18 protein-coding genes, 1 tRNA gene and 1 other annotated feature are annotated in these 26,045 nt (G+C 39.7%); all 19 genes read right to left on the reverse strand.

Features of this window, described 5'->3' with window-relative positions; genetic code table 11:
* Positions 1–10: 10 nt before the first annotated feature.
* Positions 11–1,021 (reverse strand): EF-P beta-lysylation protein EpmB, encoded by a 1,011-nt coding sequence (gene epmB / locus F542_RS06110; protein WP_025267113.1) that lies wholly within the window; start codon positions 1,019–1,021, stop codon positions 11–13.
* A 51-nt stretch (positions 1,022–1,072) separates the two neighbouring features.
* Positions 1,073–1,157: transfer RNA gene (locus F542_RS06115), tRNA-Leu, on the reverse strand.
* A gap of 14 nt (positions 1,158–1,171) precedes the next feature.
* Positions 1,172–1,495 (reverse strand): preprotein translocase subunit SecG, encoded by a 324-nt coding sequence (gene secG, locus F542_RS06120; protein WP_025267114.1) that lies wholly within the window; start codon positions 1,493–1,495, stop codon positions 1,172–1,174.
* Positions 1,496–1,683: 188 nt separating this feature from the next.
* Positions 1,684–2,565, reverse strand: coding sequence for an N-acetylneuraminate lyase (gene nanA, locus F542_RS06125; RefSeq protein WP_015432375.1), 882 nt, complete (start codon positions 2,563–2,565; stop codon positions 1,684–1,686).
* A 77-nt stretch (positions 2,566–2,642) separates the two neighbouring features.
* Positions 2,643–3,509, reverse strand: coding sequence for a MurR/RpiR family transcriptional regulator (locus F542_RS06130; protein ID WP_025267115.1), 867 nt, complete (start codon positions 3,507–3,509; stop codon positions 2,643–2,645).
* Positions 3,510–3,983, reverse strand: coding sequence for an N-acetylneuraminate anomerase (nanQ, locus tag F542_RS06135; protein WP_025267116.1), 474 nt, complete (start codon positions 3,981–3,983; stop codon positions 3,510–3,512). It abuts the gene before it with no gap.
* 170 nt (positions 3,984–4,153) lie between these two features.
* Positions 4,154–4,957, reverse strand: a complete 804-nt coding sequence (gene xthA, locus F542_RS06140) for an exodeoxyribonuclease III (protein ID WP_025267117.1) — start codon at positions 4,955–4,957, stop codon at positions 4,154–4,156.
* Positions 4,958–5,021: 64 nt separating this feature from the next.
* A complete protein-coding gene (locus tag F542_RS06145; protein ID WP_025267118.1) occupies positions 5,022–6,392 on the reverse strand; it encodes a Na+/H+ antiporter family protein in 1,371 nt (456 codons plus the stop codon).
* A 50-nt stretch (positions 6,393–6,442) separates the two neighbouring features.
* Positions 6,443–6,579: a sequence feature (His leader region), on the reverse strand.
* Between the two features lie 100 nt (positions 6,580–6,679).
* Entirely contained in the window at positions 6,680–7,603 is a 924-nt protein-coding gene (gene ttcA / locus F542_RS06150; RefSeq protein ID WP_025267119.1) for a tRNA 2-thiocytidine(32) synthetase TtcA, read from the reverse strand.
* A 19-nt stretch (positions 7,604–7,622) separates the two neighbouring features.
* Positions 7,623–8,990 carry a YdgA family protein gene (locus tag F542_RS06155; protein WP_025267120.1) on the reverse strand — a complete coding sequence of 456 codons (1,368 nt, stop codon included), beginning with the start codon at positions 8,988–8,990 and terminating at the stop codon, positions 7,623–7,625.
* A gap of 26 nt (positions 8,991–9,016) precedes the next feature.
* Positions 9,017–11,161 carry a 3-hydroxyacyl-CoA dehydrogenase NAD-binding domain-containing protein gene (locus F542_RS06160; protein ID WP_015432367.1) on the reverse strand — a complete coding sequence of 715 codons (2,145 nt, stop codon included), beginning with the start codon at positions 11,159–11,161 and terminating at the stop codon, positions 9,017–9,019.
* Positions 11,162–11,169: 8 nt separating this feature from the next.
* Positions 11,170–12,474 carry an acetyl-CoA C-acyltransferase gene (locus F542_RS06165; RefSeq protein ID WP_015432366.1) on the reverse strand — a complete coding sequence of 435 codons (1,305 nt, stop codon included), beginning with the start codon at positions 12,472–12,474 and terminating at the stop codon, positions 11,170–11,172.
* Between the two features lie 452 nt (positions 12,475–12,926).
* A complete protein-coding gene (locus tag F542_RS06170) occupies positions 12,927–13,301 on the reverse strand; it encodes a hypothetical protein (RefSeq protein ID WP_025267121.1) in 375 nt (124 codons plus the stop codon).
* Complete coding sequence (locus tag F542_RS06175; RefSeq protein WP_025267122.1) at positions 13,294–13,623, reverse strand: hypothetical protein; 330 nt, start codon at positions 13,621–13,623, stop codon at positions 13,294–13,296. Before F542_RS06175 ends, F542_RS06170 begins: the two co-directional genes overlap by 8 nt.
* Positions 13,608–14,147, reverse strand: a complete 540-nt coding sequence (locus F542_RS06180; RefSeq protein ID WP_025267123.1) for a hypothetical protein — start codon at positions 14,145–14,147, stop codon at positions 13,608–13,610. The genes F542_RS06175 and F542_RS06180 overlap by 16 nt, the downstream gene beginning before the upstream one ends.
* Positions 14,131–14,481, reverse strand: a complete 351-nt coding sequence (locus tag F542_RS06185; protein ID WP_025267124.1) for a hypothetical protein — start codon at positions 14,479–14,481, stop codon at positions 14,131–14,133. Before F542_RS06185 ends, F542_RS06180 begins: the two co-directional genes overlap by 17 nt.
* Positions 14,481–23,714 (reverse strand): two-partner secretion domain-containing protein, encoded by a 9,234-nt coding sequence (locus F542_RS11125; protein ID WP_025267125.1) that lies wholly within the window; start codon positions 23,712–23,714, stop codon positions 14,481–14,483. Before F542_RS11125 ends, F542_RS06185 begins: the two co-directional genes overlap by 1 nt.
* A 227-nt stretch (positions 23,715–23,941) precedes the next feature.
* On the reverse strand, positions 23,942–24,436 hold the full coding sequence (locus F542_RS10965; protein WP_015432362.1) for a CvpA family protein: 495 nt from the start codon (positions 24,434–24,436) through the stop codon (positions 23,942–23,944).
* Positions 24,437–24,445: 9 nt separating this feature from the next.
* Positions 24,446–26,032, reverse strand: coding sequence for an FAD-binding protein (locus tag F542_RS06200; protein WP_015432361.1), 1,587 nt, complete (start codon positions 26,030–26,032; stop codon positions 24,446–24,448).
* Positions 26,033–26,045: the final 13 nt, after the last annotated feature.

Consider the following 26,045-nt stretch of genomic DNA (forward strand, 5'->3'; position numbering starts at 1 on the left):
GGGGTATTTTTTAACGTCCCAACAATGTCTTATTTGGCTCATGTGCGATTTCTCGCACCAATTTAGGGACTAGGTATCCTGAACTAATTCGCTGTAATTCAGTGTAAATCTCCTGCGCGGTTTTATCATCCAGATAAAAATGTGCAGCCCCTTCTACTTTATCAAGTAAATGCAAATAATAGGGTAAAATTCCGCAATCAAATAGCCTATCACTTAACAGCTTTAAGCTTTGAGCGCTATCATTAACCCCTTTTAATAACACCGACTGATTCAGTAAAATCACACCTGATTGTTTCAACTTCTGCATTTTTTCTGCGAAAAAAGCATCTATTTCATTTGCATGGTTAATGTGATTAACAAGTACAATTTTTAAATGGCTACGTTGGAGACGCTCACACAATTGCTCAGTAATTCGATTTGGAATCACGACTGGTAAACGGCTATGAATACGCAAAGTTCGAATATGCGGAATTTGCTCTAACTCAGTTAAAAGCCAATCCATTTCATGGTCTTTCGCCATTAATGGATCTCCCCCCGATAAGATCACTTCGTCCACTTCAGTATGCGCAGAAATATAGGCCAAGCTCTGTTGCCAGCTCACCTTACCGCTTTTCACTTCATGGTAAGGAAAATGGCGTCGGAAACAGTAACGGCAGTTAATTGCGCAACTATTTTTCAGCATAAATAGCAATCGATTATGATATTTATGCAAAATATTAGGCGCAGGAGAATGCTGTTCTTCAAGAGGATCTTTGCAAAAACCTTCAACGGCTAAAAATTCATTTTCCTGTGACATCGCCTGTAAAAAAAGCGGATCATTGCGATTGCCTTTTTGCATTTTTGCCGCAAAAGGGCGTGGCACGCGTAAAGCAAATAGTTTACGAGCTTGAATAGCTTGTTCAAATTCAGCAACAGGCAATTCTAAATAATGAAGTAATGAGACGGGATCATTAAAAGCGAGAGCAAGATCGGCAAGCCAATCCGCTTTTTGAGGCTCAGCAAGCGGTTGATTTTCTTTCATTTTTTACAAACTTGTAACAAAAACCCGACATAATGTCGGGTTCTGCTTATTTGGTGCTCTGGGCGAGACTCGAACTCGCACATCCGAAGACACTGCCACCTGAAGACAGCGTGTCTACCAATTCCACCACCAGAGCGCAAAAATATTAACTTATTGTGGGATATCGCTATTCTCGTTAGGAAGAACTTCTTGCTTCTGCTCTACACCACTTAGATCTTCAAATTGGCTGGTCGGCGCTTCATTATTCGAAGTTAAGTTACCAATCACTAGGCTAATAGCAAAGAAAATGACAGCCAAGATAGCAGTCGTTCTTGATAAGAAATTCGCAGAACCTGCTGAACCAAACACTGTGCCTGCTGCGCCAGCACCAAAAGATGCTCCAGCATCTGCGCCTTTGCCTTGCTGCATTAATACAAACCATACAAGAATGATGGCAACAAAGAGATAAATTCCAGTAAGTAAATTAATTAACATTATTCTCTCTTAATTCTATATTCTGTCCAAAATAAAATTCCGCATTGATGCGGAATTTGCTCTAATAGTAAGCATACTAACGATTTCATTTTTTAGTTGCAAGTAGATTTTTGATATTTACCTACAGCCGCTTTATTTTTCAGCAAAATAAAGGAGGAAATCGCCAAGCAATTCAGTAATTTTCTACCTTATGAAAGGTATTTCGCTTTTAACTCTTTCACTACAGCTTTTTGTGTCTCGCTTAATGCTTTTGTCATCGGCTCTCGACAATAACCAGCCTGAATACCTTCCTCTTCTAATAATCCTTTGATAGTTTGGTATAAACCATTACCAAGAATGCCTTCAATTAAATCATTGGTAACATTTTGAATAGCCAGAGCTTCTTTAATTTTACCCTGCTGCGCTAGCTCAAAAATCTGTCTCGCACGAATACCATTCACATTAAAAGTCGAACCAATTGCACCATCAACGCCTAATACTGCAGCAGGTAACATCATTTCGTCAAAGCCTGCATAAATTAAATGCGTTGGGAAAGCTTTACGTAATCTTTCTAATAAATAGAAATCGCCTGCCGTAAATTTCACGCCAATAATATTCGGATTTTCAAATAATTCCGCAAATTGACTCACGCCAATATTTACACCTGTTAAAAATGGAATAGAGTAAACAATCATTTTATTGCCAGTTTCACGAATGATTGTCTCATAGAAGTTTTTAATTTCCGGAAAGCTAAATTTGTAATAGAAGGGCGTCACCGCCGACAAACTATCATAGCCCAATTCTGTGGCATATTTACCTAATTCAACCGCCTCTTTTAAATTGACACTACCTACTTGAGCAATAAGGGCGATTTGATCTTTCGCTTCATCTTTGGCAATACGGAAAATCGCCTTTTTCTCTTCAGTCGAGAGCATAAAATTTTCGCCAGTAGAGCCACCAACATACAAACCATCGACTTTCATTTTATCAATATTGTAACGAATAATTTGACGCAACCCTTGCTCATTTATTGAACCATCTTCATTAAAAGAAACCAATAAAGCACTGAAGATACCTTTTAAATTTTTCATTTTTATTCCCTTTTATAGAGAAGCGATAAACTGACATTACTTTGCAAAAGTTTTGCCAAAAATTACCGCTTGTGACACTATTTCGCTCGATGTTCCATAATCACATCTAGCGTTTTCTGTTTATGGCGCACAGCCTGTTCCGGTTCCGCTTTAACTAACAAGGCATAAATTAACTCAACCACAAATAATTGAGCAATTTTTGTGCCAATCGATCCTCCTTGCATCTGTCCTTGTCGATTACCGTTAATTAATACATAATCTGCGACTTCTGTAATGGGCGAACGCAGGTTATGCGTAATCGCAATAGTTTTAGCTTGATTTTCACGCGCAATTCGCATGGCTTTAATTGTTTCTTCTGAATAGCCTGAATGACTGATACCAATCACCACATCCCCTTCTCTTAAGAGAGAAGCTTGCATATACATAAAGTGGTTATTGGTTGCTGCGTCTATTTGTAAACCAATTCGCATTAACTTGTGCTTGGCATCCTCTGCCATCAAGCCAGAGGAACCTACACCAAATAAAAAGATCCGTTTAGCCACACGAATTTCATTTACTACTTGCTCTAACGCTGCATAATCTAATAAATTAACCGTTTCACTCATAACATTACTCAAAACCGTCTGTAGCTTTATTGCAATTTCTTTCGGTGTATCCTGCTCAGAAATATCGGTATCAAGTAATGCATTACTATTTTTTTCTTGGGTTGCCAATTCAATCGCTAAATCTAATTTGAAATCGGTATATCCCTTAAAACCTAAAGTACGACAAAAACGGATAAAAGTTGCTTCACCTACATCTAGCTGGCGAGCAACTTCAGATAACGAGCACTGACTCAATAATTCAGGATGAGACAGTATCGACTGTGCAATTTTTTTTTCTGTTTTAGTTAAACTATTTTGTAATGAACCGATAGTATCTAGAATTCTTCCTCTAGCCGACATTTATCCCTCCAGTAAATTTACAGGCACCTTCACAACAAGTTTTTTCAGCATTTTAGGCTGTCCTGCGACCCAATTTCCAGGAGTATGTGGTTCATAAGGCATAAAAATCGCAAACATATTAGGCTGCAATACCACACTATTTTTATATTCGATCTTTTCAGTCAATTGATAATCGTCTTCTTCATGATATGTATCGAATAAAGCTAAATTTGGTTGTGCCAAACCATAATCAATGGATTCTTCACCACTAATTAATAGCTGAATATCAATAAATTTGCGATGCAATTCTGCCTTTTTACCTGTAGCATCACTCGTTTCAAATGCCATGACATTCATACGAACACCAGGGGATAGCTCTTGCCAACCAAGAGGCAAATTGACTAAATCTAACTGTTTTAATTTATGACATAGGTCTGAAAATACCGGCGGTAATGCTTTTGCAAAATCATCACGGGATAAATCACCTAATAACATCATCAACTCCTTTGAATACTTTGATTATTTTGCTCCACTCTTACATTACATGAGCAAAAATATGCTCCATAGCATAGGCTTTTGTATGAGGAATAACAAGAGGGAAAAAGAAAAAATGAGAAATAGATCAAAAAAATAACGGCCTAGAATTACTTCTAAGCCGTTAGCAATTATTTAAATACCGCCCAGACTGGCGCATGATCAGATGGTTTTTCCATTGCTCGAATTTCTAAATCAATTCCTGTTTCCACACAGCGGTCAGCCAGTGAGTGAGATGCTAAAACTAAGTCAATGCGTAAACCACGATTATCATCAAACCCTTTTGAGCGATAATCAAACCATGAAAATTTATCTTCAGTAGCTGGATGCATTGCTCGGAAAGTATCCACCAAGCCATAACCGTGCAGCTTTGCTAACCATGCTCTTTCTTCTGGTAAAAAAGAACATTTGCCATCACGTAACCAACGTTTACGGTTTGGCTCGCCTATGCCAATATCTAAATCTGTTGGGCTAATATTCATATCGCCCATAATCACGATTGGATTTTCAGGTTTCAATTCACTTTCTAAATAGTGCTGTAAATCCGCATAGAATTTCTCTTTTGCAGGGAATTTTGTTTCGTGACTACGGTTTTCCCCTTGAGGAAAATAGCCATTTAATACAGTAAGTATGCCAAATGGTGTTTCGATATCTGCCATAATCATTCGTTTTTGTGCATCAACGGCATCCGTAGGGAACCCCTTACGTACTGCTAATGGCTTTTGCTTAGTTAATAATGCAACGCCATAATGCCCTTTCTGCCCATGATGGAAAACGTGATAGCCCAAATGACTAACTAAATCATAGGGAAAATCTTCATCTGCCACTTTGATTTCTTGCAAACCCAGCACATCTGGTTGGTGTTTTTCAATAATCGCTTCAAGCTGATGAGGTCTAGCGCGTAAGCCATTAATATTAAAAGAGATAAATTTCATTTTGCAAATTTCCTGTAAAAACAAACCGCTTGCAAAGCAAGCGGTCTATTAAAAAACAATTGGATTATAACACCATTGCCGCAATCCAACCAAACACTAAAAGCGGAATATTATAGTGCAAGAAAGTCGGCACAACAGAATCCCAAATGTGATCGTGCTTACCATCTGCATTTAAGCCTGATGTTGGGCCTAAGGTAGAATCGGAAGCCGGTGACCCTGCATCGCCAAGTGCTGCTGCAACACCAACAATGGCAATAGTGGCAAGCGGTGAAAAACCGAAAGAAACACACAAAGGCACATAGATTGAAGCCAAAATCGGCACCGTTGAGAAGGAAGAACCAATCCCCATTGTCACCAATAAGCCGACTAATAACATTAGAAATGCAGCGGTTTCCTTGCTACTAATTGCACTGCTTAGGCTCTCAACTAATGCTGACACACCACCTGTAGAATTCACTACACTAGCATACCCAGAGGCTGCAATCATGACAAAGCCAATCATCGCCATTAAGCGTAAACCATCTTGGAAAATGTCATTACTCTGTTTAAGCTTAAATACGCCACCTGCTGCAAAAATAATTAAACCTACTAAGCCCCCTAAAATGGTAGAATTACAACTCAACTGTACCACACAGGTTGCAACAATTGCAGCAATACTTACTGCAATATGAAATTGAGAAACCTTTGCCACTCTATTTGCTAAATCATCTTGTGTTACTTCAACACGAGCAATATAGCTTCTTGGCTTACGATAACTTACAAATAAAGCAAATAATAAGCCCAATACCATTCCCATGACAGGAATACTCATCGCTTTGGCAACACTGGCTAAATCCGCAGAAAGCTGAAAAGCCTCGCCGGCTTGATTAATATTTTTCACCAAAATATTTTCAATAAAGATCTGACCAAAGCCTGCAGGAATAAACATATAGGTTGCTGTTAGACCAAATGTGATGGCACAAGCTACCGCTCGACGATCAATATTTAACTGATTCATTACACCCAATAAAGGTGGCACAACGATTGGAATAAAAGCAATATGAACAGGGATAACATTTTGTGAGGAAATTGAAAACGCAACTAACGTAAATAACACCGTGTATTTAAACCAAAAGACTGAGCGCCCTGACGGCCGTTTGCCAAAAGCTTTAATTACTTTATAGGCGAGTAAATCCGTTACGCCTGATTTTGATAAAGCAACAGCAAATGCCCCTAACACCGCATAATTCATTGCAGTTTCAGCGCCACCACCTAAACCACCAGTAAAGCTCTTCACGGTCGCATTTAGCGCTTCGCCTAATGCCATACCATTGCCAGCATTGCCAATAATGCCGCAAGTTAAAGCAGCAATGATCAACGCAATTACCACGTTGATCCGCATTAAGCTTAATGCGAGCAACACGATAATCGAGATAACGACTTCGTTCGATAACATGTATTTGTCCTCTTTATTAAATTAAACGCAAAATATTCAATCCAGAGATAAAAAATAACCCCTCGAAAGTAAACTTCCAAGGGGTGAAATCAGTATTTGCTAGCTAATTCTAACACTCTCGCTCGGAAGTTATCTTCCGAACATACCAAAACGCCCGAAAGACTATTCAGGGAAATGGTGATGATGCAGAGTGTTCAATGTGTTCATAATTAGCTCCAAAATTGAATGAATGAGAATATAACTTAGCCCATATGGAAAAGCAACGGTTTTGCAAAATTTTTTCAATTTTATACCGCTTTAAAGCTAATCACTCCATTTCCTCGATAATCTCGAATTTCATCATCTTCATCTTGTACCACTGGCACGGCTGGAATTTCTGCTTTATCAAAGGCAATATCTCCTTCAATACCTTCTGGCAATCGCCCACGCTTGACATTTTTGAAATCAAAGAGATTTGGATCACACAAATGCGATGGTGCCACATTTTGTAATGCCGAGAACATCGTTTCAATACGTCCTGGATATTGACGATCCCACGCTTGTAACATCTCTTTTACCACTTGACGCTGCAAATTCGGCTGTGAACCACACAAATTACATGGAATAATCGGAAACGCTTTTGCCTCAGCATAACGCTCAATATCTTTCTCTTTACAATACGCAAGAGGACGAATCACAATCTGCTTACCATCATCACTAATTAACTTAGGTGGCATTGATTTTAATTTACCACCGTAGAACATATTTAAAAAGAGCGTTTCCAGCATATCATCACGATGGTGGCCAAGCGCGATTTTAGTTGCCCCGAGTTCAGTTGCGGTACGATATAAAATGCCCCGACGTAAGCGCGAACAGAGCGAACAAGTCGTTTTTCCTTCTGGAATTTTCTCTTTCACAATGCCGTAAGTATTCTCTTCCACGATTTTGTACTCTACCCCAATGCTTTCAAGATATTCTGGCAAAACGTGTTCAGGAAACCCTGGTTGTTTTTGGTCTAAATTAACTGCCACAATATCAAAATGAATTGGAGCATTTAGGCGAAGATTAAGCAGAATATCCAATAAAGTATAGCTATCTTTCCCGCCTGAAAGACACACCATCACTTTATCGCCATTCTCAATCATATTGAAATCTGCAATCGCATTGCCAACATTACGGCGTAAGCGTTTGTGAAGTTTATTTAAGTTGTATTGTTCTTTTTTTTCAGTCATAAAAATTTTTACTTTCCGTTTAAAAAGCAGCCATCATTGCTAACATAAATAATAATCCTTGCAAATCATCATCTGATAGCGCTTTGCCATTCAATGTTATTTTGCCATTATCAATGGCTAATGCTAATTTTGCTCTATTTTCTTCTTGCGATACAAGGGAAAACATTTTCAATGTCGCAAAGAATTCTTCAGCCGCTTTTTGGGCATCTTCTTTTGAATCCCCCCCCGCTTGCATAAGATGAGCGACATAATCTCTATCTAAAGCAACATCTAAAGAAGATTGTCTTAATGCTTTTAACACATTCGTTAAGTCAGTATTAGCGAATTTTTCTGGAGAAAATGTATTAAAATTCAATGAGAGTGCTGAATTTGCTTTACCGCCTTTATTCTCTAATTTAAGTGCTTTAATGTTGAAACTTGCTTGTTTAGCCAATAATTTCAGCATCACATCGCCAATGATTTCTGTCTCAACTTCACCAGAAGCACTTAAATCTAAAAATTGCTGATAAAGTGCGGCATCCACATTCCAATCACTTTTTAAGTGCATTGAACCGAAATTATTTGTGCCATTAACCATTAACGACTTAAAGCTTAGTAAAACATCCGATAAAGCTCGCTCTCCTTCCACTTTGCCGTCAAAGTCTAATTCAAAATCTTTTATTTCAATACTATCTCCTTTACCACCTTTGATCTGCTTAACGTTGACTTTAGCATTACTATCGCCCAGCAAAGCATAATTTGAATTTGGCTTATAATCAAAATGGTAAGTCACCCCTGAAATCTCAGTATGACTACCGTAATCATCAGAAAGCTTCACGAGATCAGTCGAGATCTCCCCTTGTCCCCCGTTCAAATTCTGGTGATAGCTATATTTCATCGTAACATCGGCAAGCTCAAGCTTATCGCCCATATCTTCTTGATAACTCAATGCGGGAACAGTAAATACACCATCAATCGCACCACTATAAGCAAAATCAGCAACACCTTCTCCTAATTCCGTACGTTGCAATTTTTGCTGCCATTGCTCTGGTAAAATGAATTTTGATTGTAAACTGGCAACAACAGGGAATAATTTAAATTGGCTTAATCGATTTAATGGGAATGGCCCGTGATAGAGCTTATCTTGCCCATCTACGACAAATTTCTCACCATCAACTTTAGCTTCTAAACGATAAGCCACATCCGAACTAAAAAAATGACGCTCTAATTTTACATCTTTAATTTCAGCGAAAATGCCATGACTTTCTAGCCCTTTAAGTTGCTTATTCGAAAGCTCTACCAACTGTTGATAACGGCTTTCGGCTTGTTTTCCTGTGTACCAGCTTCCGCCTACTGCAATAACACTAACAATAGCAGCAACTGATAAGGCAATTTTAGAAAATTTCATAATGTTTCCTTTTATTTTGTAAAAAATTATTGATTTTGTACCGCTTGTTCAGCCTGTTTGATTAGCCATTCACATGGCTCAAAACGGCTACCGTAAATCTGAACATGTTTACGAAGCTGATTTACGATCTCACTTGCCCCAATTTTTTCGATATAAGCATAAATGCCGCCACGAAAATCAGGGAACGCCACCCCAAATACCGAAGCAACATTGCCTTCATCGGTACTACGAATCACCTTATCTTGCAAACACCAGCACGCCTCATTAATCATACGCAACAAACAACGACGGGCAATCTGCTCCGCTTCAAGATCATTGGTCGTGATGGTTTCCATCACATGATAAATACTTTTATCTTCTTGGCTACGTTTACCTTTGCTGTCGTAAAGATAAAAACCACGACGGTTTTTGCGCCCTTTACGATCGTTATCGATCAAATACGTTACTTTTTCTGGCAAACTAAATCGTTCGCCCAGCTTTTCTACCATCGCAGGGGTAGATTTTGCCAATACGTCTAAGCCGATTTCATCGATCATTGCCAAAGGCCCAATTTTAAAACCAAATTCCAGCAGTGAACGATCGATAAATTCAATTGCCTCCCCTTCCACCACACATTCAATCGCCTCTAATAGGTAGGGCGTTAAAATACGATTTATAAAAAAGCCTTCACTATCAGAAACTAGTAGCGGAATTTTACCTTGCTGAATAGCAAAATGAATCGCGGTTGCAACGGTGTTCTCACAAGTTTTTTCATGAGGGACTATCTCAACCATTTTCCGTTTAGTCACAGGGCTAAAATAGTGCAAACCAATCACATTTTCTGGACGCTTTGCCACTGATGCAATATCACGAATTGCAAAGGTTGAAGTATTCGTGGCAAAAATCGTATTTTCGCTATAATACGCTTCACTCTCTCGCACCATTTGCTGTTTTAGTTCCAAATTTTCATAGACGGCTTCGATAATAAAATCAGTCGATTTAGCCGCTAATAAACGCTCTCCGCCTGTGATTAAATTCATTCGCTGAATCATATTTCCATGCGAAATACGTTTTTGATTCACCGCTTTTTGCATTAGCAAATAGCAAGAACGCAAAGCCTTTTGAATGCCTAGTGGATGAATATCTTTAATCCGCACAGGAATTTGGGCATAGTTTGCCGTAATATACGCAATCCCAGCCCCCATATAGCCACTACCAAGAATACTTACCTGCTTTACATCTTGCACTTGTGCCAAATTGACATATTGCGATTTCATTTCCCGCTCTGTGACTTTTAGATTGATCAACACTCTTGCTTGCTCAGTAGCCTGCAATTCAGCCAGAGCCTGCTGCTCCAATGCCAATCCTTGCTTAAAATGAGGTTCTTTTAACAGCTCTAATAATTTTGTTACCGCAGGATAATTACCAAAAGTTTTATACCACACCCGATTCTCGACCATGGCAAGATATTTATTACGAATCAATGGAATAGACTCAATCTGTTTACGCCAGTGCTTAAAACGGACAAGCGGTCGTTTATGGTCAATTTTTTGCACTTGGTTGTTGAGCAAGAGAGAATACGCCGTTTCAAATAAATTAGAAGCGGGAATTAATTTATCGACCAGCCCCAAACTTAATGCTTTCTCAGCCCCAATTTTCTGCCCTGAAAGCAACATTGTCATGGCATTTGGCAAACCAATTAAACGCGTTAAACGTTGTGTACCGCCAGCAAAAGGCAAAATGCCCGAACGCACTTGCGGCATAGAAAAACGAGTATGCACTGATTCACTGGCAATACGATAATCACACGCAAGAGCGAGCTCCAAACCTAAGCCATAGCATTCACCATCAATCACTGCAATCACTGGCATTTTTAACGTATTAATTTCTCGCATCACCAGTTGAGCATTATTTGAAAATGCAATGAGTTGTTCTCGGCTCAATGACAATAAATGGCTTGGTCGATAGCCTTGAATAAAATGATTTGGCTTACCTGAGACTAAAATAACCCCACGCGCTTGCTGATAAATCACGGTACCAATCACTTCTCTCAGTGCATCCACAAAATTATCTGGCAACCAATTCAATATACTATTTGGGGCATCAATGGTCACAATCGCAATCCTATTACGGTCAATTTCCACTTGGAAAGCAGATTGCGTTTGTTCAATTTGCGTTTGATTTAATTCCATACACTATCCTATTCGCTCTCCAGTACCATTGCCGCACCTAATCCACCCAATCCACTAGAAGCCACTAATGATAAGCCTCCACCTCGTCGTTTTAAGCCATACAATGATTGGATTAAAATACGTAAGCTAGTTGCTGCTCTCGGGTTACCAAAAGCAATTGAGCCACCATTTATATTTAACTTGCTCATATCAATTCGTCCCAAACAAGCGGTACGATTTAGCTGATCTTTTGCAAATTTTTCACTCTCGAACAATTGCATATTCGCCAAAATTTGACTGGCTGAAGTTTCATGAATATCAATTAAATCCATATCTTGCAGAGCTAAGTTTGCTCGTTTCAACGCTTCATTACTTGAGATGACCGCGCCCATAAACATGTTTTGCCAAATATCGTTACCAGTAACCGCATAGCTACGAATATACCCCAAAGGCTGTAATCCCAAATCCTTTGCTTTATTCTCACGCATTAACAGCACAGCCGCCGCCCCATCTTTTACTTTTGGAATATTAGCTTCTGTTACAGTGGCATAGCTTTTATTTAGCATTGTCGGTGCACGCTCATAAAAACGCATACGGCAGGCTTGTGAAGACAGAGTATCTGATACCACAAAATCAGTATAAGGACGAGGGAATGCCTGGATGACTTCTTCTTTAAACAGCCCAATTTTCCAAGCATCTTGAGCCTTAATATTGGACTGGCGCGCAAACGCATCTTGATCTGCACGACTAATATGAAACTGTTGAGCCATCTGTTCCGAAATTTCAGCAACAGAAAGCCGAGTCATATAGTCTTTCAAATCCACTGAATGCGGCTTTAAATCTCGCCAAGAAAAGGCTCTAAACCGACGATATTTTTCTTCTAAAGTCGGTGCTTTCAAAATATTCTTCAGCTGATAAACCACTCGCGGACTAATACTAAATGGTGCATTAGAAATTGAGTCTGCCCCCCCTGCAATACCAACCGAAATCGACCCACTTACAATACTTCCAGTAACATTAACCAAAGCTTGCAACCCTGAAAGACAAGAACTACTCAGCGTATAAGATTGGGTCGTGGGCATATTCAATGCCAAAGCGATTTCCCGCGCAGGATTGGGAATATCAGGTTGCTGAATCACCTGCCCAAAGACTAATTGCTCAATTTGCTGATGGGCTAAAGCACTACGACTTAAAAGTTCATTAGTGACCATAGTACCAAGATCTGTCGCATAAGAAGATTTAAATCCCCCATCACGATCGACAAATGGCGTACGCACGCCGCTGACAACTGCCACACGCTCGCCACCCACAGTTAAAAGATGCTGTTTTGCCATAGAAAAGTAAGCTGCCTACCGAAAAATGGCGCTAATTCTAGCATGCCTGTAAAAGAAAGCGGTACGATTTGCAAAATTTTTCACAAATCGCACCGCTTGCTAAAACGTAAACACCACTGCTTATTCTGCTGTGCTTAAATTTTTAGTCAACTAACCAGAGGCTTTTCTGTAATAACTCTCGTTCTAATACTCCACTGCTACCGTAATTGCATCGACACCAATTTGGCACTCAAATGTAATCCTCCTTTCAGATAAACATCCTCCGCCGTTTGATAAATAGTTGGATGTTATTTCTCGATATACTCTCTAATGGCTTTCTCCATTTCTTGCTTCGCTGCCTGACCTTTTGCCCCCCGATGGTGCGAGCATCCTCACTCTTACCAAACAAGCGGTTGATTTACTGCTAAAATTTGAAAAATATTTAACATAATTAATCACTTGTAATTTAACTACTAATTCCTATATTTCATATTTTCTATACAAACCTTTGTGTTATCCCCATCTTGAGCCAAACACCAAGATAACGGTGCTTTAAAGCGATAACCAAGATCATAATAACATTGTCTGACTATTAGAGTAGCTTTTGGGATATACTTGGATAATTCCTTATATTCTTCATTAGACAAACTCTCTTTATTCCTAAATTTGTTATATAAGAATAGACTTCTTTCTCCTAGGGAAGCATAAGCTTTTTGCTCACAGTTCCAAATTTCTCTAACAGATATTATTTGTCCATCTTTCATCCAAAACTTTATATCAGACGGAGAACCGTTTGCTAAATAACATCCGGAAAGTAATAATACAAGGCAAGTTAAATATTTATTCACCTTTTGCCTCCTTATTTTCTTTTATAATCTCCTTACTTCTAAAATAAATTGTTTCAGTTTTTGGTCCAACTTTACCCCATGTTTTTTCCTGATAATTTTTGACTTCATCAAACTTATCTGTATTTGGCATTAGGAATCTAATTACATCCTCATCTTTATAATAAGCCGTATTATGATCCCCAGTTAAAATCCTACCCGGTATTCTTGGAAAATTATCTCCCGTTGTATTGGTATTACCAATTCCAATACTCCAACTTCCCGGTAAATATGGTAATCCTAGTCCTATACCAACTATATCGCCCGGTGCTACCGCATATTCCACTTTTCCATCTCTAAATAAAGAGGAGGCTTTTCTGTATAACCTTGATCATACAAACCAAAAGATAATCTGCCTCCAATGGTATTATTGGTTATCGGATAAGACGTACCCACTGTATTAGCATTTAATGTCGTATTATCAAACTGCATTCCTTTATAATTCGCCCAGTTCATCGCATTTTTACTGCTTGATACGCCTAAACTGTGTGATAGATGTTTTAAATCTACCTGTGCATTTGGATTATTGCAGTTATATTCTTCCAATAATCCCCAAACTTTTGCTTGTTCTCGGCTAGCATTTGAAGCACCAAAAATACTTGGCATATCTAAGCCTGCTCTTAAACGTTCAAATACGGTGTAGGTCAATTCGGATTGAAGTGTGGTATAAGGTTTTCTTACCACTAAAACATCATTCTCTAAATAATCTTTTCCGCCGTATTGAATTGCACCTTGCAAGCGTTCACCATCTTTCTTATTCATAATGCCGTGTGCGTATATTCTTGCTAATTGTTCATTTTCTATATTCATTATATCGATCACAAATTTCTCTAAATTTATAGCAGTATTTATAACTGGCATTAAATACAAACCCTTTATTTCTTAAACAAATGGCATATTTCCTACTTGATTGTTTTTTATTTTCTACGCCTATAACTTCAGGAAAGCCCGAAATATCTCTTATTTCAAACCCTTGAAGAGATTCACGAAAACAGGACACATGAATGTGATCAGGTAAAGGTTCCTTTGTATCTATGTGTATCCATACATCTTCATTCCAATAAGATGAATAAGTCGGCATTAGATCCCAAACTAAACAACTAGTTATAAAGAACGGGGCAAATAAATAAATGATAATTCTCATTATTTTCCCTCATTAACTTTATTAAACTCCCTAATACCACCATTAGGATAAATTTTATTTAAAGTATCTCTAACTTGCTCCCGTTTTCTTTCATCTTCTTGATTATCAATTTTATAAACATACTTCAAGTTATTTATATTCTGATTAGCATCCGAATGAGCTTTACCAAACCCTAGTCCTCCCACTTGCTTAGCATTCGGATTATTCCCTATAAACAGCCCCCCTATTCCGGAATAAACAAAATCTCCTTTCACTCCATGATATTCGGTATTCACACTGCCAAACCTTTCTTTCGCCTGTTTATCTATTTCTGCTGACGGATAAGAACCACCTAAATGCAAGAAATTAATCTTCGTGTTCTTATATTCATTTCCAATATACTCCGACCAATTCAACATATTTTTATTTCCAGAAACACCCAAACTATGAGCTACATTATTTGCATTTATCGTTTTTTTACCTTGAGCAATTTGGTGAGCATTATATTCTTCCAATTTTTTGTTGATTTGGGCGTGATCTCGTGTAGCATTAGAAGCACCAAATACACTTGGCAAATTTGCCCAAGCCCGGAAACGCTCGAAGCCTGTAAAAATGAATTCGTTAGCAATGCCGGCACTGCCTCGATTTAAAATTACCGCTGTTTCATCAATTGAAGATAAATCCTTATCGTATAAAATTGCACTGGATACTTTGTCTTCTCGTTTCAGATTCAGCATTCCTGCAGTGGCAACTTTACTCAGTAATTGAGCTTGCTCATCTGTTAGAATTTTATCGCCATAAATAATACTTTTTAATGCTTGTGAATTATCTGCTTTGAAATCTAAGCAACTTATATGATTACAATCTTCTGTTTTCTTTTGAATAGAAAACACGGAATCTTCATTTTTTTCCATTCTATAGTAAATTTCATCTCCTCTCTCGTGAATATTTTTCACAAAATCCGTTGCCGTTGTTAAATCTCGCTCTACATCACTTTTTATTTTTTCAATATCCACTTTATTCACCTCCTGATGAATATTGGTTTTATTGATTTCTTTTACAGTTTCTTCTACTGTTTTGCCTGTTAATTGCTGTTGAGCTTGCTCATCTCGAATTATGATGTTTTTCGTATTAATTGAAGCCGTTGTGATACCGCTTTCACTGCCTTTATCACTCACTTGCCCTAAGAATGCCGTTGCCAGTTTTGCTACTCCCCAGTTACCTTGTGAACCGGCTCCTGCAACTCCGCTCATCTCAACTTTTGAAGAACCATCTTTGTGATTTTCTCCGATTTGTTGCAACGCTACTCCGGCAATTTCTTTCGGGGCTTCACCGCCACTTACACTAAAACCGCCATTCAAACCGAAGCCTTTTGCGGAATAATCTGAATGATTGTAAATATCCTGATAAGTCAGCGTATTTGTTGCAAATCGATTTTTTCCGCCTTGTTCCGCTTGTTCTGTAGATGTGAGCGTTCCACCATTTAAATCAGTATGGTTACGAATATCTACATCATACCCCTCGTCTCCTGCAAAAATCCCCGCTTGCGTTTTTACACCAGCATAATTTGAGTTAGCTTTCGATTTACTGTAACTACCACTCGCCGAAAAACCATAGCCTACCGTCACTTGTCCGCTGGCACTTTCTTGTTTACCCTCATACTTCATTGTGTCTTGTAAGCTTTGAATGTTGAGATTTTCCGCATTCACTTTGACAGATTTGCCTTTGACTTGTGAGCTGATAATGTTCACATCACCTCCATTTTCAATCGTGGTTTGGCTGGATAGACTGCCCACTTGGCTGCCGACCCACGCTTGGCTTTCGCCATTACCATAACCTTTTGCCACGTTGCCGCCTGCCGTCACCCCAAACGCAAAACCACTTGAGCCGTAGCTAATCGCCACGCCGGCATTAAAGCCACTTGATTTGTTTTTACTCCGTTCAAGGTGGTTTTCATCCACTGCTAACATATTTACCCCACCTTCAGCTTTTAAGTGCGTGCCGCCTTTGCCCGATACATCGCTACCTGCAATCGTCAAGGTTGAGTTTTTGCTGTCTCCTTCGGTTCTAATGTTTACTTTTCCACCCGCATTCACTTGGCTTTTCTCTACCTTGTTGCCTTCGCTATGTTGGGTTTCTACGCTTTTTTGCTCGCCATAGGTAATCGACACACTCACATCTTGGCCTAAGGCTTGCGTTGGGTTTTGGCTTAACGCTTCGGCTAATTTACCCACTTGCTCCGCTGTCCGCATTGCCTCAAAACCGGCATTCACCACACCCAACGCATTAATACGGTCATTTTTACTGCTGCCTACCGCTTTTGCAGAATTTACGGTTTTTTCGACCGCTTGTATCGCATTCGTTATCGGTGTGCTAATCGCCACCGTTACCCCTTTTTGCTCTGTGGTGCGTTTGTAGTTGCTTTCATAATCTGAACGGACGGCAGTAATGTTGGCAGATTTTGCCGTGATGTCCACATCACCGTCTCTTGAGGTCACAATACTGCCGGTTTGTTGGTAATGGTTGCCTGCTTGAATGGTGGTATTCCCCGATAAGCTCCCCACTTGGCTACGTGCCGCACTTTGTTGCGTGCGGTCTTGTTCGATTTGTTCTTTTTTCGAGCCGATGGTAAAACCAAAACCGCTGCCCATTAAGCCCGATTTTTTGCTCATACTCAGCTCGTCTTGGTAGAGGGTGTTTATATCCGACACAATAGACACATTGTTCTTACCATAAATAGCCAATGCTTCATCGCCCACCACCGAGGAGCCTTTCACTAACACATCGCCAGATTGTGCAATTACATTCACTTTGCGTCCGTCTATATTGCTACCGATGGCTTCACTGATGTCGTGTGTGTAACGGTAAGTTGACGTGGTTTTATTGAAAATACCTCGGCTGGTCGATTTTCTGGCGGTTTCCAATCGCTCTTCCGCTCTGCCTGCCTCAATCCGCACATCTCCTTGGCGTGAGCCGAGCAACACTTTGCCCGATTCACTGCTGATGTCGGATTGGCGAACCACCATATCGCCACCACTAACTGCACGGATATTGCCTTTTGCCGAAATCGTATTGCCAACCTCTTGTGTTTGGTCTAAGCGGTAGTAGTTATCCGCATTGCCGTTGTAATGCTCTCGGTTTTGCGTTTTTAGGGTCGTGATATTGAGGGATTTTTCGGCACCAATATTTATTGAGCCGGCACTATTCAGCGAAGCGGCTTTTACCGTCACATCATTTTCGCTTTGAATGTTTAACCTGCCTTTATCACCAGTGACCTTCACACTGGCAAGCCGGTCTAATTGCGTACGGATAAAGCTGTTCTCTGTATTTTCTGAATGACTTAGGGTGCTGGCAATCTCTACCCCTTTACCACCATAAAGGGAAAGAAAATCCACCGCTTCTATCGTACCGCCTAAGTTAATTAAGGTTTGTTGTGCCGATAAATCCACATTCTTACCTAGCACTGCCCCTCGATTCTCTAGCTGGTTGCTGTGTAAACGGGTTAAATCTAACCCTGCTATCACCCCGCTGTTCTCTATCTTATCCGCACTGCCGATGATTTGATTTGCCGAAATCACCGCTCCTCGAGAGGTGATATCACTATTACGAGCCACTAAATAAACTTGTGGCACAAGGGCGGTTACTTTTCGCCCGTCAGCAAGGGTAATTTCTTTATTGACCAGCCAAACCATATCGGTAGTCAGTTCCGACATCTGTTTTGCCGTTAAACCTACGCCAACGGCAAGATTAAACTGTTTGGCATATTTTATCCCGCTGTTCATCAAGGCTTGGTATTGCGCTAAATCGCTCGTATAGCCCTCAATAAAGCGTCTGCCGGTGAGTTGATTGATTTGTTCGTTAATCAAACGCTGTTCATAAAAACCATCGCCCAAGCGTTTATGCACATTGTCGTGGTTATAACGAAGCTGTTCAAACATATAGTCTGAACTGAGCCATTGTTTGCGGTCGGTAAATTTCGGGTCGGTTTCCACGATGTAGCCGTTGGTCGCCTCGGGGTTGATTTTGTATAAACTCGCCTGCGGTAAATTGATGTCGGCTAAATGGGTTTTGATGGTTGGCATTTCTAACTCGCCGAGCTTATTCGCATCAAAATTCTCCACCGTCGTGTCTAATTTGCCCACAACCTGCCCTGAATCAACGATTTTGTTTTTATCTTGCTCGCTAATCGTTGGCGTAAGTTTGATATTTACCGTACCGCTGTTTGGGTTGGTATCAGACCCTGTAATACTGACGGTTTCTAGGGACACGTTTTTGGCTTTGGTTTGAGGCTCTAAATCTTTACCCAATACAATCTTCTCATTTTTATTCGGACTGTATTCCCAAAGGTCAAATGTTTTAGTTGAATTAGTTTCATGGTTATAAATGAAAGTATCGCTTTTAGTTGTTCTATAATGGTCTACACACTTCCCAAAAATTTTCTTAGCACAGGCTTTACCATTATAGAACTGAGTCATTTTTCCTTTTTCAGTCGTAATAAGGACTCCGAGAGTAGAATTATTATCTATTTTTGCGCCTTGATGATATTCAATGCCTGTATTCGCAATAATTTTACTGTCAGCATTTTTTACATCACTAGAGTAAAAATCAATTTTATCGCCACTGATAATCTTCGCTTCATCATAAACGGCAGGAATAATCATAGATTCATTAATGGTTCTAATGTAATCATATTCTCTCCACTCTTCGCTCTCTCTCCCATCAGGCAAGCGTAGAGCATATAAGTTTTTAACATTCCTATTGGTTCCCCAATGTGATGAGTCATTATCACGCTTAATTTTCGTTAAGCCTTCCGTATCTTTAGCATACCGCTGCGGCTCATTCCCAAAGCTATATTCAAAAATAGGGATTCTAGAGGTTTCCTGCATCTCCAATTTTAATAATTTATGTTGATTTTCTACTCCTTTTACATTAAAAGAGATACGACCAAGTGCTTCAATCACTGCATTATGATTTTGAACAGAATCTGCCAACCCAACCGCTTGATGATTTTCATCTAACTCTTTACCAAAATGCATTGTGCCTAAGCTAATAATCATACTGCCATTACTGTTTAGAATGTTATTCACACCTAAGTCAAGACGCTTTCTTGCTCCAATTGTTGCAGAAGAGCCATTTTCTTCACGATTAATCAACTGAGTTGATCCTAAAGATAAATGATCGCCATAAATCCGCCCCGTACCAATATTGTTAATTCTGGTAGCATTCAGTAGGGTTTGCTCGCCGTCAATTAAGCCTCTATTGGTTATCTCATTGGCGGTTAATTTGCTGTTTTTTGAAGAAATTTCACCGCTTGCAGTATTGATAATTTGATTGGCAGAAAGGGTTGCACTATTCCCAATTAATAACGCAACATTATTGGTAAAATTGCCTTGCGTACTAAAATCGAGATCATTCCCAACCTCAAAGGCATTATTTAAAGTAAAGCTATCTTTTAAACGAACAGTTAAATCCCCTTGCGTTTTAATTGAGCCTTCCTGTTCCAATGTTTTTGCCGTTAAGTTAAGGCGATTTTTCGCTTGAATTAAGCCCTCTTGGTTGTTAAGGCTTAAATTGCCATTATCTTTGATGGTAAGTGTATTCTCTGAAAGTACTTCTCCCTGAAAATTATCTAGGGTTTGATTAACCGTTATCGCAGCAGCATCAGTAACATAAACACCACCTCGTTGATTAGAGAACATATTGCTGTTTAGCGTTAATTCCCCTGCTTGAATACCTTGTGTTGGGGCTTTGTCTGCCGTTTTTCTTTTGGTATTTTGGTTATTGAGCTGTTCTGCATTTAACACCAGCTGAGTTGTCCCTAAAATCAACGAACCAACCTTACTAACGGCATTATTATCAATCACTTTTGCATTCACTTCTGCCGTTTTGGCACTGATTGTGCCGGCTTGATTGTCAATTTTAGTGGCATTAAGTGTTAAATTTTCCGAACTATTTAAAATCCCTTGTTGGTTATTAATATTTGAAGTCACAGAAGCTGTGAATTGTTGATTTGAATGGATAAATCCTTTTTCGTTATTAAGCGATGAAAGGTTATCAAGAGAGAGTTTCTCTAAACCAATAATCCCTTGATTTTCAGCTTGCGTATTGCTGTTATCAATTTGGTGTTGCTGCGTATTAATTTCCGTCTGTTTGGCAGAAATTAACCCGGCTCGGTTATCTATCTTACCGCTCTGAATATTTAAAGATTGGTTGGCAAACAATGTGCCATTGGCATTATCCAACGTTGATTGGTGGGTATTAATAGCAAGAGAAGCTGTTTTACTGGCAATAATGCCATTATGGTTAATAATGCCTTGTTTAACATTTAGAGTGAATGCCTTATTGGCTTGTAAACGGCTATGTTCATTCGTAACCTTATCGGCATTTAGTACGATTTCATTCGCACTAATTTCACTATTTTGGCTTGAATTAAGCTCTGATAAAGCAAGCGTTGCTTTACCTGCGGTAATCAATCCATTTTGTTGTGATAAATTTTTCGCTTGAATATCAAGATCACCGCTGATACGAATTTGCCCGCTATCATTGGTTATTTCGGCTGTATTGAGTTGAGCATTATTAAAGCTGATAATATTACCCCTCTGGTTATCTAGCACTTTTGTATTTAATGCTAAATTTTGCTGAGCGATAATGCCTTTATCTTTTTTGCTCGTCAGCGTATTTTGATTATTTAATGTTCCGTTACCCGTATCTAGGCTAATATTATTTGCTGTGATAAGACCCTGCTCATTAGATAATGAGCCACTTTTTACATTCAATTGTTGAGCGGCAACAATTTTACCTTCTGTATTATTTAATTGCTGCTGATTCGTATTGAAATATAAATCCGCCGTTTGGCTACCTATAGTGCCATTAGTATTATTGACATTTCCGTTTGTCGTTAAATAAGCCCCTTTTTTCGCAACAATACGGCTGTCTTGATTATTCAGTTCGCCTTTAGTCGTAATATTAAGCTGTTCTGCAAAAATAAGACTATTTTCTGTTGAAGCAAGACGATTTGAATTTAACTGTAATACTTGAGCCTCAATAGTCCCATTTTGCTGACTAATTTCACTCACCGTTAAATTCGCTTTTTGAGCCGAAGAAATAATGCCTTTATTATTTAACAATATATCGGCATTAATCTCTGCATTATGTTCAGAACGAATAACCCCTTCCTGATTATTTATTTGAGAAGTGGTGAAACGACTATTTTTACTGATAATTTTCCCGTTTGTATTGTCCAGCGTTTGGCTATCTAATAACACTTCCTCACCGGCAATAATACCTTTATCTTCTGCGTTAGTATTTTTATTACTTACCAAGCCATTGTTAACCGTAATGCCAGCTTTTTGTTTCGCATAAATTAAACCATTGTCATTATTTAAGTGTTGGCTATTAAGTGTGAGATTTTCACCTGCAAATAATGTTCCATCAGCCGAATTTAAATTGCCGTTTAAATTCAAATAAAGTGATTTTCCACTGCTTAGCGTGCCTTGTTTATTGTCTAATTGCCGAGCATTTACGAAAAAATCACCCTGTGTGCTAAATTCGCCATTTTGTGTATTTATTCTCTCTCCGTTTAACTGCAAATCTTGCTCACCCGTTTGTTTCCAGACGGCATTTTGTGCATTTAAGACTGTTTGTGAGGTATTTATTGCTTTTGCCGTTAAAAAACTACCTTGTGTAGAAAGTAAGTTTGGCGTGGTTAGAGTGAGTTGTTCTGCCGTGAAATAGGCACTATTCGCCTGAATATCGCCCGATTTGGCGGTGTATTCAATGGTATGGGCATTATTTTGGCTCTGATTAGCATCAATCTCAGCCGCCGAAACCTTTAGTTTACCCGAAGCCAGATTTTTGCCCTGCACCGTGGCTTTTTCGGTGGCAGTGAGCTGAATGGTTTTTCCTGCCGCAGATTGGGTTTCCAGCTTCCGCACTTCGCCTTGTGCAGTGTCGGTTACCTCTACCCCCGCGGCAATCAGTGAATTTTTATCGGCGTGGATTTGGCGGGCGGTGTAGGTGATATTGCCTTTTGCCACCGTTTCACCGCTTTGCTGAATTTGCATTTTGACGGTTTTTTGAATATTGCCACCACGCGCCACAATTGAACCGCTATTTTGAATATCGGCTTTCGAGTTAAGCTGAATATCGCCCTGTTTATTTTCAATTTTACCTTGGTTATCAATGCCGTTTTGCGCCGTCAGTTGCACGGGCTTTTGCGCATTGAGCGTGCCGCGATTCACAATCCGCCCTTGACTGTCGATGGTGAGCGTCTCAGCGCTTGCCCCAATATGCCCCGCATTACGCACGCCCACGCCCTGTTCCGTGCCAATCAGGTGGATTTTGCCCGAGTACATACCGCCCAGCTCGCCCACATCAATTGCCACCTGCGGTTTTGACTCCCCTGCAAGCGCTTGCTTTGTGTGAATAATTTGCAAATTTTTGTCAGAATCTGACCGCTTGACGGTATTCTTCCCTGTAATGACCTTGGTCTCTTTTTTCGACCAAATGCCCGCATTGGCTTCCACATGACGGCTGATAATCTCCGTATAATCCACACGGCTATTATCCAGCCCCTTGCCCGAGACCTTCACCTTGCCTTTTTCCACCACAAAACTATCCAGATTTCCCTGCTTAATTTGCGGTTTGCCCGTGGTCAAGGTGGTGCGGTCTGAATTGATAATCCCACAGCCTTCACAATGTAAACCGCTTGGGTTAGCAATAATCACCTCTGCCTTTTTGCCCGCCACTTCCACATAGCCTTTCATGACCGAAGGCTTGCTAGAATTGACTTCGTTTAAAATCACCTTCGCCTCACCGCGTGCCAGATAAGGATTACCCGCCACCTGCCCCGCAAGCTGAGTTTGGGTATTTGTTCGGCTATTATTTAAAATTGCCCCTTTTTCCGCGACATCAAATTGCGAATACTTATTATGGGAAAGTCCTTTATCGTTTGGGGTTTGAATATTGATTTGCGGAATGCCGTTGGCGGTCGAAAGGATAATGGGTTGCTGGTTTTTCGGGGCGGATTTATCGGCTCGAATAATTAATGTCTCGCCCAATGCTGCATCCGAAAACGTGACAAAACCTAGCGCACAAAATAAGCTAAAGGTAAGCGGTCGAATTTTGGCAAAAAGTGGCAAAACAGAAAAAGAGGATGGTTCGCTAGATTTACCTTCTGATTTTGCGAGTTCAGAGACCACCACTAAACGTTGGCGTGTTTTACTGAAAATAACGCGGAAACATTGCTTGTTCATAGTTAATCCTGCCTAAAAACTATTACAACCCCTACGATGGAATCGAAACAGCTAAAGTCGTCTAACTAATACATGGCGCAATGCTATCAAGGCGAAAAGACTCACCTCACGTTTCCCGAAGGGAATGAATCGGGCAAAGATTATAATCACTCTCAAATAAAGATAACGATAAAAACGGCACAATTTGCAAAAATTTACAAAATTTGTGCCGCTTGTTGAACTTGAAATTAGGATTGGATGAGATGTTTATTGGCTTCCAGCTGTTCAAAAAACCATGCCACAATAAAATCAAAATGAGGGATCAGCTGTGATTCTTTCCATAAATCGCTTTGATCAAATGAGGTAAATCGCCCAATAAAGAAGAGCAAACCGGCTACAATAAATACACCACGCAGTACACCAAATGCCGCGCCTAATACTCGATCTGTACCTGTTAAGCCTGTTTTATCCGCTAATTGAGAAAGCAAGGTATTCACAATCCCGCTCATAATTAACACCGCAATAAATAAAATTGCAGCCGCAATACCATTGCGTAAGTATTCATTCTGTAAATATGGGGAATCTAACCCAAGTAATACAGCACTTAAATTCGGATAAAATTTACTGGCGATAAAAAAGGCAACAACCCAACCCGCAAGCGAAAGGACTTCGCGGATAAAACCTCGCCATAAACTGACCATCAGCGAAAAAACAATAATGCCAATAATGATTGCATCAACCATAAAAACCTCTTAATTTGCACGATAATGTGCACCTAAACTCTGTTGCCGTTGTAGCATTGCTTGCACAATAAGTTGTGCGGATTTCAATGCGTGATAAATTTCAATGCCGTGAAATTCTGCTTGTTTAATCGGGCAAAAATCTTGTTCAATTTGTACTAACGTTTTTGCTAATGCCTGCAAATTTGCACGAGTGCGATAGACATTTGCATAATTTGCCATCTGTGAGCGAATTGCCGTGAGGATATCGCTCGGACGGAGCATTATTCTATCACTGTTTTGATTTTGTAACGAACGGAAATAATCTTCTGCCTGTTTTATACTCTGTTCACTCGTCACAAGCGGTGGCTTTTCAGCTAAATTTCGCAAAATCTGTTGTATGGCACGCTGAGCAAAAACCAAACTGCCCCCCACCGAATTACCGCCTAAACGATTTGCGCCTTCAATACAAGATGCCACTTCCCCTACGGCAAACAGCCCTTTTACTCGAGTTTGAGCAAATTCATCGATCACGACACCGCCATTACAACTATGTGCAAAAGGGGCGATAGCTATCGGCTGCTTGAGCAAATCAATACCAACTTCTTGTTTGAGCCAATGGAGATAAACCGTATAAAATGCCTCTTTATCTTGATAAAGTTTGGGAGAATAGTGCAGATAAATGCCTTTTGCTCGTGGATTTTCAAGCAAATGCTGCATCATCACCAAATCAAATTCAACACAATTAAAATCAATGCTGAATGGTGCATAGCGACTTCGCTCTGTCATCATCTGTTTAAATTCTGTCTGATTTAAATGTGCGAAAAGGTTTTTCCCTTGGCTATCCGTGATTTTTTCCACATATTTCAGCGTATGCTCACCAAATAACACTTTATATTTTGGTTCAACAAAAGCTGGGATAAATTGAATAAATTCTAAATTAATCAATTCTGCACCAGCAAGCTGTGCCAGATAATGACTAGAAGCAATCACATCGGCTGGATAAAGGTTGTCTTTATATAAGCCAGCAATGCCACCAGTAGCTAAAATTATTTGTGATGTTTTGCAAAAAATGTAGTAAATTTTACCGCTTGCTCGGAAAGAAAATACCGCCCCTTGCACTTGCTGGTTTACAGTTGCAATGTAAAGTAGTGTTGCATTTTCATAAACAGGCGTTTGTTGGGCTGCGATAATTTCTCTTGCTTTTTGTGCTGCACGTTGCCAGTTGTTAATCAGATAAATAGGGCGTGAATGTTGAGCAAAACAGGCAGGACGATTGTCATCACGCCGCCAAGCCTGAAAGCCAATGCGAGAGAGTAAGTTAATCGCTTGTGGTGAATCTTCAATATAGGCTTGAACAATTTTCGGGTTATTCTGCCCCTGAGCGACTCGTTCGATATCTTGTCTAAATTTATCCTCATCTTGTTCACCAGTAATCTGAATACCCAATGTCGCTTTCAAGGGAAAATAACTCGCACCACTCCCTATCACTGTTTTGGTTATTAGCGTAGGATTTAAGCCTTTCGAGTAGGCTTCAACACAGGCAGATAAGCCTGCAATGCCTGAACCGACAATCAAGAGATCGGCGGAGATAGTTTGGGTAATTTGAATCGCATTCATAGATCAATAAGCA

It is taken from the genome of Bibersteinia trehalosi USDA-ARS-USMARC-188, from assembly GCF_000521725.1.
GTDB lineage: Bacteria > Pseudomonadota > Gammaproteobacteria > Enterobacterales > Pasteurellaceae > Bibersteinia > Bibersteinia trehalosi.

Coding starts and splice junctions, on each gene's coding strand:
- F542_RS06160 (WP_015432367.1), bottom strand. CDS start 11,161: ATGGAATTAAATCAAACGCAAATTGAACAAACGCAATCTGCTTTCCAA.
- F542_RS06185 (WP_025267124.1), bottom strand. CDS start 14,481: ATGAGAATTATCATTTATTTATTTGCCCCGTTCTTTATAACTAGTTGT.
- xthA (WP_025267117.1), bottom strand. CDS start 4,957: ATGAAATTTATCTCTTTTAATATTAATGGCTTACGCGCTAGACCTCAT.
- F542_RS11125 (WP_025267125.1), bottom strand. CDS start 23,714: ATGAACAAGCAATGTTTCCGCGTTATTTTCAGTAAAACACGCCAACGT.
- F542_RS06145 (WP_025267118.1), bottom strand. CDS start 6,392: ATGTTATCGAACGAAGTCGTTATCTCGATTATCGTGTTGCTCGCATTA.
- F542_RS06130 (WP_025267115.1), bottom strand. CDS start 3,509: ATGTCGGCTAGAGGAAGAATTCTAGATACTATCGGTTCATTACAAAAT.
- F542_RS06155 (WP_025267120.1), bottom strand. CDS start 8,990: ATGAAATTTTCTAAAATTGCCTTATCAGTTGCTGCTATTGTTAGTGTT.
- epmB (WP_025267113.1), bottom strand. CDS start 1,021: ATGAAAGAAAATCAACCGCTTGCTGAGCCTCAAAAAGCGGATTGGCTT.
- ttcA (WP_025267119.1), bottom strand. CDS start 7,603: ATGACTGAAAAAAAAGAACAATACAACTTAAATAAACTTCACAAACGC.
- nanQ (WP_025267116.1), bottom strand. CDS start 3,983: ATGTTATTAGGTGATTTATCCCGTGATGATTTTGCAAAAGCATTACCG.
- secG (WP_025267114.1), bottom strand. CDS start 1,495: ATGTTAATTAATTTACTTACTGGAATTTATCTCTTTGTTGCCATCATT.
- F542_RS06180 (WP_025267123.1), bottom strand. CDS start 14,147: ATGAATATAGAAAATGAACAATTAGCAAGAATATACGCACACGGCATT.
- F542_RS06165 (WP_015432366.1), bottom strand. CDS start 12,474: ATGGCAAAACAGCATCTTTTAACTGTGGGTGGCGAGCGTGTGGCAGTT.
- F542_RS10965 (WP_015432362.1), bottom strand. CDS start 24,436: ATGGTTGATGCAATCATTATTGGCATTATTGTTTTTTCGCTGATGGTC.
- F542_RS06200 (WP_015432361.1), bottom strand. CDS start 26,032: ATGAATGCGATTCAAATTACCCAAACTATCTCCGCCGATCTCTTGATT.
- nanA (WP_015432375.1), bottom strand. CDS start 2,565: ATGAAAAATTTAAAAGGTATCTTCAGTGCTTTATTGGTTTCTTTTAAT.